Annotated in this window: 16 protein-coding genes; 6 read left to right on the forward strand and 10 right to left on the reverse strand. The window is 33.7% G+C overall.

The genetic code is table 11. The features are described from left to right. Positions 1-93 precede the first annotated feature (93 nt). Positions 94-291, reverse strand: a complete 198-nt coding sequence (locus tag ACXKY9_RS06670) for a hypothetical protein (RefSeq protein WP_001053356.1) — start codon at positions 289-291, stop codon at positions 94-96. 151 nt (positions 292-442) lie between these two features. Here ACXKY9_RS06670 and ACXKY9_RS06675 point away from each other — a divergent pair, with 151 nt between their 5' ends. From ACXKY9_RS06675 to hmpA, 3 genes are all read left to right on the forward strand, one after another. Then, on the forward strand, positions 443-1,540 hold the full coding sequence (locus tag ACXKY9_RS06675) for a site-2 protease family protein (RefSeq protein ID WP_000794491.1): 1,098 nt from the start codon (positions 443-445) through the stop codon (positions 1,538-1,540). A gap of 114 nt (positions 1,541-1,654) precedes the next feature. After that, positions 1,655-2,173, forward strand: coding sequence for a hypothetical protein (locus ACXKY9_RS06680; protein WP_000735523.1), 519 nt, complete (start codon positions 1,655-1,657; stop codon positions 2,171-2,173). Between the two features lie 159 nt (positions 2,174-2,332). Continuing rightward, entirely contained in the window at positions 2,333-3,541 is a 1,209-nt protein-coding gene (gene hmpA, locus ACXKY9_RS06685) for an NO-inducible flavohemoprotein (protein ID WP_000947320.1), read from the forward strand. A gap of 17 nt (positions 3,542-3,558) precedes the next feature. Here the strand turns inward: hmpA and ACXKY9_RS06690 are convergent, their stop codons facing one another. Continuing rightward, the gene (locus ACXKY9_RS06690) at positions 3,559-4,071 is read right to left on the reverse strand and encodes a Crp/Fnr family transcriptional regulator (RefSeq protein WP_000600585.1); all 513 of its coding nucleotides are present in this window, start codon (positions 4,069-4,071) and stop codon (positions 3,559-3,561) included. A gap of 170 nt (positions 4,072-4,241) precedes the next feature. Here ACXKY9_RS06690 and ACXKY9_RS06695 point away from each other — a divergent pair, with 170 nt between their 5' ends. After that, positions 4,242-4,469, forward strand: a complete 228-nt coding sequence (locus ACXKY9_RS06695; protein ID WP_000883009.1) for a hypothetical protein — start codon at positions 4,242-4,244, stop codon at positions 4,467-4,469. 293 nt (positions 4,470-4,762) lie between these two features. On the opposite strand, the gene ACXKY9_RS06700 is transcribed toward ACXKY9_RS06695, so the two are convergent. The 3 genes from ACXKY9_RS06700 to ACXKY9_RS06710 all read right to left on the reverse strand — a co-directional run bounded on the left by ACXKY9_RS06700 (position 4,763) and on the right by ACXKY9_RS06710 (position 7,311). Further along, a complete protein-coding gene (locus ACXKY9_RS06700; RefSeq protein WP_000455762.1) occupies positions 4,763-5,563 on the reverse strand; it encodes a sulfite exporter TauE/SafE family protein in 801 nt (266 codons plus the stop codon). Positions 5,564-5,680: 117 nt separating this feature from the next. Then, complete coding sequence (locus ACXKY9_RS06705) at positions 5,681-6,679, reverse strand: inorganic phosphate transporter (RefSeq protein WP_000380273.1); 999 nt, start codon at positions 6,677-6,679, stop codon at positions 5,681-5,683. 11 nt (positions 6,680-6,690) lie between these two features. Next, complete coding sequence (locus tag ACXKY9_RS06710; RefSeq protein WP_000231449.1) at positions 6,691-7,311, reverse strand: DUF47 domain-containing protein; 621 nt, start codon at positions 7,309-7,311, stop codon at positions 6,691-6,693. A gap of 311 nt (positions 7,312-7,622) precedes the next feature. Between ACXKY9_RS06710 and ACXKY9_RS06715 the strand changes: the two genes are divergently transcribed. Beyond that, on the forward strand, positions 7,623-9,665 hold the full coding sequence (locus ACXKY9_RS06715; RefSeq protein WP_000769239.1) for a transglycosylase domain-containing protein: 2,043 nt from the start codon (positions 7,623-7,625) through the stop codon (positions 9,663-9,665). Between the two features lie 95 nt (positions 9,666-9,760). Here the strand turns inward: ACXKY9_RS06715 and ACXKY9_RS06720 are convergent, their stop codons facing one another. The 3 genes from ACXKY9_RS06720 to ACXKY9_RS06730 form a co-directional block, all read right to left on the reverse strand. Then, entirely contained in the window at positions 9,761-10,189 is a 429-nt protein-coding gene (locus tag ACXKY9_RS06720; RefSeq protein WP_001265589.1) for a hypothetical protein, read from the reverse strand. Between the two features lie 217 nt (positions 10,190-10,406). After that, a complete protein-coding gene (locus ACXKY9_RS06725; RefSeq protein ID WP_000660281.1) occupies positions 10,407-10,709 on the reverse strand; it encodes a hypothetical protein in 303 nt (100 codons plus the stop codon). Positions 10,710-10,934: 225 nt separating this feature from the next. Beyond that, positions 10,935-12,206 carry an ATP-binding protein gene (locus ACXKY9_RS06730; RefSeq protein ID WP_000937239.1) on the reverse strand — a complete coding sequence of 424 codons (1,272 nt, stop codon included), beginning with the start codon at positions 12,204-12,206 and terminating at the stop codon, positions 10,935-10,937. Between the two features lie 138 nt (positions 12,207-12,344). On the opposite strand from ACXKY9_RS06730, the gene ACXKY9_RS06735 reads away from it, so the two are divergent. After that, positions 12,345-13,190 carry a DUF72 domain-containing protein gene (locus ACXKY9_RS06735; RefSeq protein WP_000897354.1) on the forward strand — a complete coding sequence of 282 codons (846 nt, stop codon included), beginning with the start codon at positions 12,345-12,347 and terminating at the stop codon, positions 13,188-13,190. Positions 13,191-13,405: 215 nt separating this feature from the next. On the opposite strand, the gene ACXKY9_RS06740 is transcribed toward ACXKY9_RS06735, so the two are convergent. Together ACXKY9_RS06740 and ACXKY9_RS06745 are read right to left on the reverse strand one after the other, a co-directional pair. Continuing rightward, positions 13,406-13,600, reverse strand: a complete 195-nt coding sequence (locus ACXKY9_RS06740; protein WP_001094860.1) for a DUF3924 domain-containing protein — start codon at positions 13,598-13,600, stop codon at positions 13,406-13,408. Between the two features lie 121 nt (positions 13,601-13,721). Then, on the reverse strand, positions 13,722-14,252 hold the full coding sequence (locus ACXKY9_RS06745; RefSeq protein WP_000806236.1) for a tyrosine-type recombinase/integrase: 531 nt from the start codon (positions 14,250-14,252) through the stop codon (positions 13,722-13,724). Positions 14,253-14,264: the final 12 nt, after the last annotated feature.

Genomic DNA, 14,264 nt, shown 5'->3' on the forward strand with positions numbered 1-14,264 from the left:
TAGCCCTTACGGATTGGAATGAATATAAACTCGTCAAATCTATATGACCTTTCCTAGGAAATGATAATAGAGAGGGGAAAGCACCCCTCTCTATTACTTTGCTTTTGCAGATGGCTCATTCATTGATTTTCGTGTAATAAGAAAAGAAATCATAAGAGCGGAAAGGATGACAAGGGCAATAAATACGTGATTGGGCAACAAATCTAATAATAATACGTAACTAACGGTATAAAAAATAAGAGTTGAAGCTAAAAACGATAGAGCACCTATTATAAGAGATTGTAAATTCATTTTTGTACACCTCCTTTTATTTATATTTTTGGCTGAAAATGGATTATATAAACATTATTTCTAACAATAGAAAAAAATATGTCATAATAGAGAAAAGAACAAGCTTTAATGAATGAATATGATTCATTAATGAGAGATAAAGGAGAGGAATATGAAAAATAATAAAAAAGGATTATGGGGAATTATTGTTGCGATAGGTCTATTTTTACTGTCTAAGTTAAAGTGGGTATTTGCAATTTTTAAATTAGCAAAGTTTTCAACGGTATTTAGTATGTTTCTATCGCTTGGCGCATACGCAGTTCTATATGGTTGGAAATTTGGAGTGGCGCTCATTTATTTGTTGTTTGTTCATGAAATGGGCCATTTATGGGCTGCGAAAAGAAAGGGGATCCCAACATCGCCAGCAATCTTTATTCCATTTATGGGGGCCCTTATTGGAATGAAAGAGATGCCGAAAAATGCGAAAGATGAAGCTTACATTGCCTATATGGGTCCGCTTTTCGGACTTCTGTCATTTTTACCAGCGATACCGCTTTATATAATGACGAAAGAGCCATTTTGGGCGCTTGTTATTTTGCTTGGAAGTATGATTAATTTCTTTAATTTAATTCCCGTTTCGCCGCTAGATGGTGGGCGAATTATTTCAGTTGTCAGTACTAAAATTTGGGGGGCAGGCCTTATTTTATTACTTGGCTATTCAATTTACTTTAAAAGTATTTTGGGAGGATTTATTGTTATTATCGGTTGTATGGAGTTATATAGAGTAATAAAGAGAGATGAGCCGATTAAGGAATTAGGGCATAAAATTGATGGGATGAAAGAATATGTTACTAGGCTTGAAGAGGAATTAAAAGAAACGGGTGCTGTACATCGGACTATATACGTGATGCATCATGAGATGAATGCATTAAGACAAAGAGAACGGGAAAAAGAGTTACAAATAGGTGAACTTCAAAAAATGGAAGTGTTAGAGTATCTTTTACCGAAGTTCGAACCGTTAGATTATGTTCCATATGAAGATGAAAAAGATGAGTATACAATTCACATAAGGGAAGCATTTGAAGCGTCAGAAAGAAAATTAAATGAATGGAAAACAGAAAAGGAACAACAAGAAAACTATTATAAAGTGGATGCGAAAACGAAATGGACAGTATTTGCTTGTTATATCGGATTAATGGCTATACTCGGTTACACAGCTTATGAAGGATATATTGTTTTACAAGAACATTTGCCAACGAGAAATGTATAGAAAAATATTGTCGAAATGATAGGAAGAATTTATACAGGAATTATATTTCTACGAGAGAAAGTTACAAGTATAGTCATACATTGTAATATTTTTAGTAGAGAAGGAGTTCTGTATATGAAGAAATTGTTAAGTGTATTCGGGATTATTATCGTGATGATCATTGCAAGCTATAGTCTTATGAAAGTGCTGTTACATTATGCGAATAAGCCTGCTGAGGTAAATACAATAGCTCAAATAGAAGATGTGCAAGAAGAGACAAAAGTGCTAAATTTTATTCGAATGACACATGAAAGCTATAATAATTTCTTAAATTACGGTAAAGCAGAGAATTATACAGACGGGGATTTGAATCAATTTAAGCAATGGTTTCAACAACAAGAATCATCGTTAAAAAATATACATACAGAAATAAAGAATGAAAAAATAAAACGTGATGTAAATAGAAGCTATGAAATTGTAAAAAAAGGTGTGGAACTTCAAAATATTGAGTATGTAGTGTATGCCCACCGTGTATATCATGACTTGGATATTATCGTAAATAAATATAGAGGTGAAACGAATATCTGGGGATATACGGAGTTTGGCGATGGGAAAGATATAAAAGTAATTGAACAAGCTATACAAACAAAATAATAAGCTAGCTAGAATTCTAGTTAGCTTATTTTCTTTTGTAAATACAATGTTCATATATTATTCACAAAAACACCGTGTTAATAGTGATTAAAATCACAATCTGCATTATAAGATTCAGTTAAACTAAAAACAGTTAAGGAAATAGAGGAGTGGGATACAATGTTAAGTGCAAAAACAATTGAAATCGTAAAGTCAACAGTACCATTATTACAAGAAAAAGGCGTTGAAATTACAACGAGATTTTACGAAATTTTATTTTCGGAACATCCGGAGTTATTGAATATTTTCAACCATACAAATCAGAAAAAGGGAAGACAACAACAAGCGTTAGCGAATGCTGTTTATGCAGCTGCAACGTACATTGATAATTTAGAAGCTATTATTCCAGTTGTAAAACAAATTGGTCATAAGCATAGAAGTTTAGGTATTAAAGCAGAGCATTACCCGATTGTAGGTACATGTTTACTGCGTGCCATTAAAGAGGTCGCAGGTGCACCTGATGAAGTTTTAAACGCATGGGGAGAAGCATATGGTGTCATTGCTGATGCATTCATTAGCATTGAAGCAGAGATGTATGAAGAAGCTGCACATAAAGAAGGTGGATGGAAAGACTTCCGCAACTTTGTGATTGTTAAAAAAGTGAAGGAAAGCGATGTTATTACGTCATTTTATTTGAAACCTGAAGATGGAGGGAAAGTTTCTTCATTCATCCCAGGTCAATATGTAACGGTTCAAATCAATATTGAAGGTGAGACATATACACATAATCGTCAATACAGTTTATCCGATGCTCCTGGGAAAGAATATTATCGTATTAGTGTAAAAAAAGAAAAAGGTGTAGATACACCAGACGGTAAAGTGTCTAATTACTTACATGAACATGTAAAAGAAGGAGATGTTTTACCAGTAAGTGCACCAGCGGGAGATTTCGTGTTAAATATGGATTCAACATTACCAGTTGTACTAATTAGTGGTGGAGTAGGGATTACACCGATGATGAGTATGTTAAATACGTTAATTGAGCAAGATTCAAAACGTAATGTATATTTTGTTCATGCAGCAATAAATAGTAATACACATGCAATGAAAGAAGACGTTAAGGCAGTAGAAAATGAATATGAACAAGTTAAAGCATATACTTGTTATTCTGCACCGACTGAAAAAGATTTAGAAATGAAGAACTTTGATAAAGAAGGTTTCATTGAAAGTGAATGGTTAAAAACTATTATTCCGACAACTGAAGCAGAGTTTTATTTCTGTGGTCCAGTAGCATTTATGAAGCATATAAATGCTGCACTAACTGATTTAGGTGTGAAACAAGAGCATATTCATTATGAATTTTTCGGCCCAGCAACAAGCTTACAATAAGCAAAAAAACGAGGTATTTATTTTACCTCGTTTTTTATTTGTTCTCGTAATAAACGGTTTACTGTTTCACGACGTATACCTATCAGTTGACCAATTTCGGTTTGTGTTAATATTTCATATATAGGAATGTCACCTAAATATAGGGTGAACCATTCTTGTAAACGATGAAGACGTTCTTTCGGAGAGACGGTTGTCAATTGATCAATTCGTTGTTGCATCATTCTTAATTTAGATTGCAATTGCATAGCGATGTTAGCATACGATTCGGGATTTGCTTGAAGTCTCTCGTACCATTCACTACTAGTGATCGGTTCCACTTCTGTTTTTATTAAAGCGATAGCTGTACCGTGATATTCTTTCGGTGAAATTAAAGAATGATGAGGTATCGTTTCACCTGGAACGATAATGTTGAATAAAAATGGTGTTCCGTCTTCTTCTAGCCGAACTACTTTTAATAAGCCTGTTTTTATAAAGTATAAAGGACCGTCCTCGCCTTGACGGAATAGTACATCTCCTTTGTGTAGAATCAATGTTAGCCCCCCATTAATATGTTTCTATTTCTTCTATTTTAGCGTATATGTATATAGACAATATGCTATTTCAACAGCAATTTCATTGACGAAATGTATGCTATTACAGTAGTATACTATTTAGTGTGTAATAGTACTAGCAATGAATACGCTGTAGGGGGTTTAGTATATTGTTAGATGCGATGAGAATGACGGATATGAGAATTCCGGCGAATGCTATCATTCATGTAGAAGAGATGAAAGGTGGAGTCGTTTTATCCGTTGAAGTAGACGGCCAAATTATTTATACGATGGCTTATGATGAAGAAACAGATAGCTATGCTGAATTATATGATCGAAACGATAAGAGGGCGTGCCAAGTACATGAAGACTTCATGGGGTGGTCACTTCTTCATTAAAAAAGATGTCAATATGACATCTTTTTTTATTAAATCGATAGAATATACAAAGAAATGAAATATAAGGATAAAATTTGTAATAATTGATTTTGCATTGTTAGCACTCTGTAACTGCAAGTGAACTATTTTTTCGCTATCATAAAGATAACAGTCGCAGTTATAGGAGTGGTCAACTTGAAGAAATTACATATTTCAAATTATATGTTATTATGTGTTTGCTTAATTTTATTTGTTCTCCTCGGAGGATTTTTATATTCATGTGTATAAGAAAAACGCATTCTAAAAAGAATACGTTATAAAAGGGAAATAATGATTAATCTAGTTCCAAGAATAATCAACGTAATACGTAATAAATTAATTACGGCGTTACCACTTAGTTTTGTATTAATGTAAGCCCCGATTTTTCCGCCAATCCATGCACCCGGAATCAGGATTAATGCATAAATCCAGCTGACATTTCCAAGTGAGATGTGAGTTGCAGAACTTACAATTGCTGATAGAAATACGATGAACATTGAAGTTGCTACTGCAATATGTGCTGGGAATGCAAAAAGAAGCATCATTGCTGGAACAAGTAAGGCACCGCCACCAATTCCAAATAATCCAGATATAAACCCAACTATAAAGGCGATAAAGATAGCAAGAAACGGTGGGAATTGGTAGTGTACAGTATTTCCATCATTATCTGTAAAAGAACGCTTAATTACAGACGTATTTGAGAGGGAAAGAGGTTTTAATTTGTCTCGAAGCATAAGTAGAATTGAGACGAATATAAGGAAAATCCCAAAGTATAAAGAAAATGTGTCTTGGTTTAAAAATTTATTTGCCCATGATCCGATAATACCACCAGGGCCGCTTCCGATAAATAAAATAAGTCCACTTTTATAATCTACTCGCTTATGCTTCATGTAAGTAAGGGTGGAAGATAGTCCTGTGAAAACGACTGTTACCATAGAAGTCCCTACTGCAAGTTGTGGTGATAAACTGTGTAATCCAATTAATAACGGAACAATAATAATTCCGCCTCCAAGCCCAACTAGGCTGCCGACTGTTCCGGCGATTAGTCCGATGAAAAGTAACATGATGTATTCCAAAATTGCCAACTCCTCTAAATAACTTATCCACCAATTATTATACACGCTTTTTAAAGAGAAATAGGCTTGTTCACAAAAAAGTCGTCTTCCTAGAAAAATAAGGAAGACGACTTTTGATTAGAAAACAAAATGTAATAGGTAGTAAAACAGAGCAGCTAAAGAAGCTGAAATAGGAAGTGTAATAACCCATGTAATTAACATGCGTTTTGCAGTTCCCCATTTTACCCCTTTCACACGGTGAGAAGCACCAACCCCTAAAATAGAAGAAGAGATAACGTGCGTCGTACTAACCGGTAAGTGAATGAATGTTGCACCGAAAATAACAAGTGATGATGATAAATCGGCAGCTACACCATTTACAGGACGAATTTTCATAATTTGTCCACCGACAGTTTTAATAATTTTCCATCCGCCGACAGAAGTACCAAGCCCCATTGCGATAGCACAAGATAATTGTACCCAGAACGGGATATCGCTAGAAGTATGATAGTTATTAGCCATAAGAGCCATCGTAATGATTCCCATTGCTTTTTGTGCATCATTCGTACCGTGTGTGTAGGCTTGTAATGCTGCAGTGAAAATCTGGAATATACGGAAGTTCTTATTCGTTTTTGTTAAGTTAAAGTTTTTAAATACTACTTTAAAAATACTGTATACGGTATAACCAATAACGAAAGCGATAATCGGTGAAATGATTAAAGCTTCAATAATTTTAATAAATCCTTTAAGATTTAGCGAGCTAATCCCAGCGGCCGCAATTGCTGCACCTGCGATTGAGCCGATAATTGCATGCGAAGAACTACTTGGAATACCGTAGTACCAAGTAATTAAGTTCCAAGCTATTGCCGCAAGCAAAGCAGCTAAAATTACAAGAGAACCATTTTGTAAGGCGAATGGATCAACGATATCTTTTGTAATCGTTTTTGCTACACCTGTAAATGTCATTGCGCCCAAAAAGTTCATAATAGCCGCCATAATAATGGCATGTCTAGGCTTTAGAGCTTTCGTTGAAACAGCCGTTGCAATAGCGTTTGCTGTATCGTGAAATCCATTGATAAAGTCAAAAGCTAAAGCGCAAATGACTACTAAAACGGTCAGTATCAAGAGTGTATCCATGATCAAACTCCTTACGCGTTCTTCATAATAATTGTTTCTAATACGTTTGCAACGCTTTGACAGCTATCAGCTACTTCTTCAAGCTCTTCGTAAATCTCTTTAAATTGAATAATCTTAATCGGATCTTTTTCACGAGAGAATAAGTTCTTAATCGCATGACGGCGAATATCATCACACTGTGATTCATAATCCTTAATCTTAATCGCATTTGTACGAATGTCGACTAATTTTTTGTTAGACATTAATTCAACAGAGTTTGCAATCTCAATCGCACATTGATTAATTGCTTCTACGAATTTAATCATGTATTCATCTGCTTCTGTAATAGAATACATTTCGAACAGACCAGCACTGTGATCTAATCCGTCTAATACATCATCCATACTCATTGCAAGTTGTAGGATGTCCTCACGTTCAATCGGAGTGATAAACGCTTTGTTTAACTCCATAATGATTTCGTGAATAAATGAGTCACCTTTTGACTCATACTCTTTCATGCGCATAGAAAACTCTTTTAAATCGCTAGCATTTTTAATTTTATACTCCACGAAAAACTGCGCGCCTTCTTTTAAATTTTCGGAAACATTCATTAACATTTCAGAAAATTTATCTTTTTTTGATTTAAAGACCATTATTGTTACCCCCACAAAAGTAATATATGTAAAATATATTGGCTAATCAATTCTAACAAAAAACTGTCGTTTTTTAAAACATTTTATCGAAAAGTTTACAAAAACTTAACATAACTCTCGTTGTTCTATTAATAATATTAATATCCAATAGTGAATATCTTACTTGTAGAATGTCCTTTTCTTGCAAAAAGTATGAATGTAAAAGAAAAGCTTTACACTATAGGAATGACTACGTTATTATAATAAATTTAAAAGGCGGTATATTCTTCCTTTTAAAAAGAAGAGTGTAAATAAATGAAGGAAGTGAACGAATGAAATTGAAGAACACTCATTTTAAAAAAATGCTTGAGTGGTTCAATAAGAGGAAGAAACTTCGTAATTCATTAATTGTATTGGGAAGTGTATTCGTTACTCTATTTATTGCTGTAAATATAATAATTTCCATTCAAGACATATCTGAACTAAAACAAGCTGTTCCACAACCGACTTTAATTTATGATGCAAATAATGAGGTCGCAACTAAATTAGCTTCTTCGAAAACAGAAGGCGTTAAAAGAAAAGATATTCCTGATATTATGGTTCAGGCAATTGTTGCAGTAGAAGATAAGGAATTTTTTAACCATCATGGTATTTATTATAGTGGAATTATAAGTGCGGTTTTTAAAAATATTACAGCAGGAGAAGTTGTAGCTGGGGGAAGTACAATTACACAGCAGCTTGCGAAGAATGTATTTCTGACACAAGATCGTACATTTTCTCGTAAAATAAAGGAATACTTTTTAACAAAAAAAATAGAACGTACTTATACAAAAGATGAAATTATTGAAATGTATATGAATCAAATTTATTTTGGGGAAGGTGCTTGGGGGATAAAGAGGGCAGCTAAATCTTATTTTGATAAAGAGGTAAAAGATTTATCAATTTCAGAAGCTGCAACGATTGCAGGCTTAATTAAAGCACCATCTGCATATTCACCTTATAAAAACTTTAACAAGTCAATTGAAAGACGTAATGTCGTATTAAGCTTAATGAAAGAGCAAGGGTATATTTCTGACGAACAGTATAATAAAGAAAAAGAGAGCGGTCTTGTATTAAAACGTGGTGTGGATGATAAATACAAGGGAAAATATTCTCAATATGTAGACTATATTGTTAGAGAAGCGATGGACAAATACGAATTAACACAAAATGAAATTTTAGCAGGTGGTTATCGTATTTATACTGAGCTTGATCCGAAAAAACAACAAGCTGTAGAAGATGTTGTGAATAATGATAGTTATTTCAAAGATAGTGGCTCAGATCAACTTATGCAAACAGGTGTAGTCCTTATAAATCCCAAAACAGGCGGTGTTCCAGCTTTAGTTGGGGGTAGAGGACCATATCAGTTTTTACAATTTAATCATGCTACGCAATTAAAAAGACAGCCAGGTTCAACATTAAAGCCTCTAGCTGTATATGTACCCGCTTTAGAACAAGGGTATGAAGTATACGATATATTAAAGGATGAACCATTTAATATTAAAGAATATAAACCACAAAATAGCGATCATACTTTTCACGGTGATGTGACAATGTATGAAGCTGTGGCAAAGTCGTACAATGTTTCGGCTGTTTGGCTATTGGAACAGATTGGATTAGATAAAGGATTGAAATCTTTAGAGCGATTTGGTATTCCATTAGTGCCAGAAGATCGTACGTATCCAATCGCTTTAGGCGGTATGCATGTAGGAACATCCCCATTTGTAATGGCTCAAGCGTATAGTACATTTGCAAATGATGGTGTTCAAGTGGAAGCTCATGCGATTAGAGAGATACAAAATGCGGAAGGTGAAACGATTGGAAAGTGGTATAAGAAAGAGACACGAGTGACAAGCGAGAAAATTTCTCAAAAGATGACATATTTATTAAAAGGCGTTGTCGAAAAGGGAACGGGTGAAAAGGCGAAAGTTAATAATGTTGATACGGCCGGTAAGACAGGAACTACTCAAATTGTAAATGGCCCAAGCACCGGCGCAAAGGATTCATGGTTTGTTGGATACACACCAGATTTGGTAGGTGCGATTTGGGTAGGATATGATAAAACAGATAGCGATCATTATGTTCCGGGTGGTAGTCAAATTACGACGACAATGTTCCGGGATATTATGAAAAAAGCGAACGCAAATCCAGCTCAAAAAGCATTTCAGTTATCGCTCATATCTGAGGCTGATTATAAAAAACAATTGACTACAATAGAAGAGGAAAAACGAAGAAAAGAAGAAGAGAAGAGAAGGAAAGAAGAGGAACAACAAAGAAAAAAAGAGCAACAAGAGTGGATTGATAAAGTGAAAGAATGGATTCCTTCATTTTGGTAAAAGAAAGAGGCGAATAATGAAATTCGCCTCTTTTTTGTATGAAAAACAAAATGAAACTTTAAACGATTGAAATTATCCCTTCTCCGTACTAGTTACTACTCGTTAAGTATAATGTTCGTATTGCCAAAGGATTGAGAATCGTATGTGACAATTATTTTTCCTTTACTAATAGGTTCGTAAGGTAATTCTTCTTCGTAATTACCATTATTTTCATTGTGGATAGAAAGTGTAATTTCATCGATTTTTTTATTTGTATACTGATCTTTAATCGTTTCAGCAATTTGAAGTAACGCTTCGGAACTAGAAGCTTTCGTAATAAGCATTCCCGTTATAACTTTCTTTTCATTTTTTGTTGCATTGGAATAAGGGATGTTGCTTTGTTTCGTATACAAAATTTTGTATGGAACAGTTTTTCTATCTGCTTTTGAAATAGTGGAATATTTTAGAGTTAAAAAAAATCCTACACATAAAATAATGCATACCATAAGAGCAATCCAAATGCGTATCGGTGACATAACTCTCATTTTTCATCCCTCTTTCATATCTTTGACTTCATTATTTATCATACAAAATGAGGATTAAGATAGAGTAAATTTGAGGTAAAGAAACGTAAAGAAGGAGCACTTATCCTCCCAAACAAGTGCTCCTTTTTATTAAAAGAGAGATTTAATAGACAATCAAAATCACATCTATTACTTATAAATGTGCTTAGTCCTCCCAAAATATTTTCGGAAATTGTGGTTAGTAAATTCGGAAGACAGATAGTGTCGCAGTTGTATCGCCCGCAGGTCCTTGAGCGCCTTGAGGTCCTTGAGCGCCTTGAGGCCCTTGAGCACCAGTAGTCCCCGTAGTTCCTCCGCCTAGGCAACCAAATCCATATTGAACTAGAATAGCTTGACCAAGAGCTTGAAGAAGTCTAACAAATTCTGTAAGTTCTGACTTAGGGATGTTAATATGGTTACATGCTCTTACTTCGCAACAATCATTACCATAAAATACTTTTCCTTTATTTTTATTGTTCATCTTTTCATTCTTTTCTTTCATAGAATCATCAGTCATTACTATATATTAAAATGAAATTTATACTAAATTCGTGATGGACAAATTACCATTTCTAAAAAAAATAAGAAATTGGCCCACCTACGAAAGAAATAAGTAAGATATAGAGAAAGGTTTATATAATGTAAAGAAGAAAAGTGCAACATAAAAAACTACATGCTAATTGTTGGGAGTGTTTAACAATTGGCATGTAGTTCGTGGATTAGTCCTTTATTTACATTGATTTAATTTTTCAAGGGTTGTTTTAGGTAAGATTGGAATTGAAATAGTGAAAGTTGTACCATCTTCATTACTAGTCATTTTTAATGTGCCGTTATGATTTTGGATGATTTTTTTTGTTACTGACAAGCCTAGTCCTGTTCCCGAATCCTTCGTTGAGAAGAATGGATCAAAGATATATTCTTGAATAGCTGGAGGAATACCAATTCCATTATCTGTGAAAGTAATCCGAATGAAGTTATTAAGGCGATAACTAGTAATTTGAATAGAAAGAGGTTTGTCGCCTTGAGCATCGACGGCATTTTGAAATAGATTTAAAAACACTTGAACAAGTTCATGTCGATCAATATTGACTAAAATATCATCTAATTCATTAGAGAAGTTATAATCAATTGAAATATTATGCAAGGAAACTTCACTAGCTAGTAACTGTTGAATATAGTCACGTAAAAATGTATTGATGGGAAACGGTTCTCTTGTAAATTCCCGTGTTTTTGAAATGGCTAAAAATTTTGTAATAATATTATTTGCACGATCTAATTCAGGGATAAGCAAGTTTTTAAATAACTCTTTATTTGATGGAGAAATGCTTTCTTGTAAAAATTGTAAGTATCCGCGTACTGTTGTAAGAGGATTTCGTACTTCGTGTGCAATTCCAGCTGCGATTCGCCCTGCTAACGAAAACTTCTCTGCATCACGTTCTGTATTTAAATAATGAAAGACACTAATAACTCTAAAAATCTCCCCGTTATAATCGCGAATAATTCGGTTATTTATAATGCCATAGTTTTTGTCTAAAACTTCTTCATTATATATTTCTGTTCCCGTTTTTAATGTTTCAATTGCTTTAATTTTTTCTTCCGGCAAGTTTAGTAATTGTTGAATCGGTTTTCCGATAATATGATTTCGTATTATACCGAAATCATCTGCAGCAACTTGATTACATAAAGTAATATTCCCTTTACTATCGATAAAGGTTACATGATGTGAAAAGGCATCAAAAATATGTACAAAGTGTTTTTCAAGTTGTTCAAATAAAAATAATGAATCACAAGTAAGTTGAAAATGAGCCTCTTTATTCTCTTTTGGTATTTCTTGAATGGAATGAGTCGTTCTAGTTTTCTTTATTCGTAAACCAATATGTGGATTTTTGTATGTGAAATGATGTGGTAATTGATTCACAAGTTCTTCATAAAAACGTACTTTATTTTCTAGTTCTTCAATTCGTTTTTCATGAGATACAGTAGCATCGTTTGGAAGCATAAATAAATAACCCCTCATTTTAAAAATTCTTCCATATAGTATATCATATTTTTATAAGGATACTCTTAAAGAAAAGGCTACATGATGCAAAGTGTTTGGAAAGTGAATTGAAGATGAAGTTAAAAGGGAGGGGTATATGTGCTGTTTATTGGAGTGACAGGATGGGGAGATCATGATTCTTTATACATAAATCCCTATGAAAATAGAAATAAATTACGAACATATAGCGAGTATTTTCCTATTGTGGAAGTGGATAGTTCATTTTACGCGATGCAACCTGCACGAAATTATATAAAATGGGCAATGGAAACGCCGAAAGATTTTTCTTTTGTCGTAAAAGCGTATCAAGGAATGACGGGACATATGAAAGGTGAAATTCCTTTTTCTACGTTCGATGAGATGTTTGATGTGTATAAACAGTCTATTCTTCCTTTAATAGAAGCTGATAAATTAAAAACAATTTTATTTCAATATCCACCATGGTTTGATTGCAAAAAGAAAAATGTAGATTTTCTTCGATATACGAAAGAAAAAATGGAAGGTTTACCATGTGCAATAGAATTTCGAAATCAAACATGGTTTTATCCAGAAATGAGAGATAAGACGTTACAGTTTCTAGAACAGGAGAAATGGATTCATACAATTTGTGATGAACCACAGGCTGGGATAGGTTCTGTGCCACTCGTGTTAGAGGTTACGAATTCAGACATGGCATTAATACGTTTTCACGGTCGAAATGTTCATGGTTGGCTTGATAAAGGGGAAAATTGGAGAGCGGTTCGCTGTTTATATCGCTACAACAATAAAGAACTGGAAGAATGGGTTGAACGACTAGAGCAATTAAAAAAGAAAACAAAGGATATATACGTACTGTTTAACAACAATTCAGGTGGGGATGCAGCAGATAATGCGAAACAGCTTATGAAAATGATGAATATTACATATGGTGAGCCGAAGCCGGAGCAATTAAATTTTTTTGAATGATAATAAACAAGAAAGGCACTGTACAAACAGGGGGAATGTACAGTGCCTTTCTATATGAAAAAGAGGGGTAACAATGTTACTGAGCGTTTGGTTGATTCATCAATTGTTGGCTTCACAATAAATGATAATGGTTATCATTATCATTGTCAATGGTTTTTCTAAAAATATATAAAAAACTTTATATATTTTAAATAGAGATAAAAAAAGAACAGCGATTAATGCTGTTCTTTTCCATTGACGAATTGTTGTAAATCAAAAGGAGTTATCGCTTGGATAAATTCTTTTGAGATAAGTGTTTGAACGAGAGTGCTCTCAGAGATAGAAGCACCTGTCTTCTTTTCATAAGCTTGTTTTAATAAATCAAGTTTTTCAGCCGTTTCTTTTGGTAATTCAATTGTAAGTGTGTTCATAATTTCTCCCCCTTATTATTAGAGTACCACTACAGTATAGGAGAGACAAGAAAAGAGAATACGAAATATAAAAAAGGTTACCAAATTTTAAAATGGTAACCTTTTTTATGTATAAGAGTTATTAAGCAATACCGATATACTTTAAAGTTTTTGATGGAGTACTGTGATCAAAGAAGTGTTGTAAAAACGCAATATCAACACCTGATTTGTATGCACAATAACCCCAAGTTTTTCGAAGTGTATGTGAGCTAATCCCTTCTAATCCAACTTCTTTTGCGGCTTTGTTTAAAATGTACCATGCATGTTGTCTCGTAATAGATTTTGTTCCTTTTTGAGATTTTAACAATGGTTCATTACGTTTCCAAGTTTTACGTTCTTTCATGTAGTCTTCGATTGCGTGCTGTAAGTCTTCATTTACAGCAAACCATTTATGTTTCTTCACTTTTTCATTGTAAAATAAAATGGAATGGCGAACATTTTCATTTTCATCGATTACATCACTAACTTTTAATTGTAAGATTTCACTTACTTTTAAGCCAGAATTTACAGCTAATACGAATAATAAGCCATCACGTTTCGAAGATTGTAAAAGTATATTTTTGATAGTTTCTAATTGTTTTTCATTTTGAATAGGTTGTCCTGCTTGTTTCATTTCACGCACTCT

This window comes from Bacillus sp. 2175, assembly GCF_057812155.1.

Excerpts from the sequence above, each read along its gene's own strand:
- ACXKY9_RS06670 (WP_001053356.1), bottom strand. The coding sequence starts at position 291 with ATGAATTTACAATCTCTTATAATAGGTGCTCTATCGTTTTTAGCTTCA.
- ACXKY9_RS06675 (WP_000794491.1), top strand. The coding sequence starts at position 443 with ATGAAAAATAATAAAAAAGGATTATGGGGAATTATTGTTGCGATAGGT.
- ACXKY9_RS06680 (WP_000735523.1), top strand. The coding sequence starts at position 1,655 with ATGAAGAAATTGTTAAGTGTATTCGGGATTATTATCGTGATGATCATT.
- hmpA (WP_000947320.1), top strand. The coding sequence starts at position 2,333 with ATGTTAAGTGCAAAAACAATTGAAATCGTAAAGTCAACAGTACCATTA.
- ACXKY9_RS06705 (WP_000380273.1), bottom strand. The coding sequence starts at position 6,679 with ATGGATACACTCTTGATACTGACCGTTTTAGTAGTCATTTGCGCTTTA.
- ACXKY9_RS06710 (WP_000231449.1), bottom strand. The coding sequence starts at position 7,311 with ATGGTCTTTAAATCAAAAAAAGATAAATTTTCTGAAATGTTAATGAAT.
- ACXKY9_RS06715 (WP_000769239.1), top strand. The coding sequence starts at position 7,623 with ATGAAATTGAAGAACACTCATTTTAAAAAAATGCTTGAGTGGTTCAAT.
- ACXKY9_RS06720 (WP_001265589.1), bottom strand. The coding sequence starts at position 10,189 with ATGAGAGTTATGTCACCGATACGCATTTGGATTGCTCTTATGGTATGC.
- ACXKY9_RS06725 (WP_000660281.1), bottom strand. The coding sequence starts at position 10,709 with ATGAAAGAAAAGAATGAAAAGATGAACAATAAAAATAAAGGAAAAGTA.
- ACXKY9_RS06730 (WP_000937239.1), bottom strand. The coding sequence starts at position 12,206 with ATGCTTCCAAACGATGCTACTGTATCTCATGAAAAACGAATTGAAGAA.
- ACXKY9_RS06740 (WP_001094860.1), bottom strand. The coding sequence starts at position 13,600 with ATGAACACACTTACAATTGAATTACCAAAAGAAACGGCTGAAAAACTT.
- ACXKY9_RS06745 (WP_000806236.1), bottom strand. The coding sequence starts at position 14,252 with ATGAAACAAGCAGGACAACCTATTCAAAATGAAAAACAATTAGAAACT.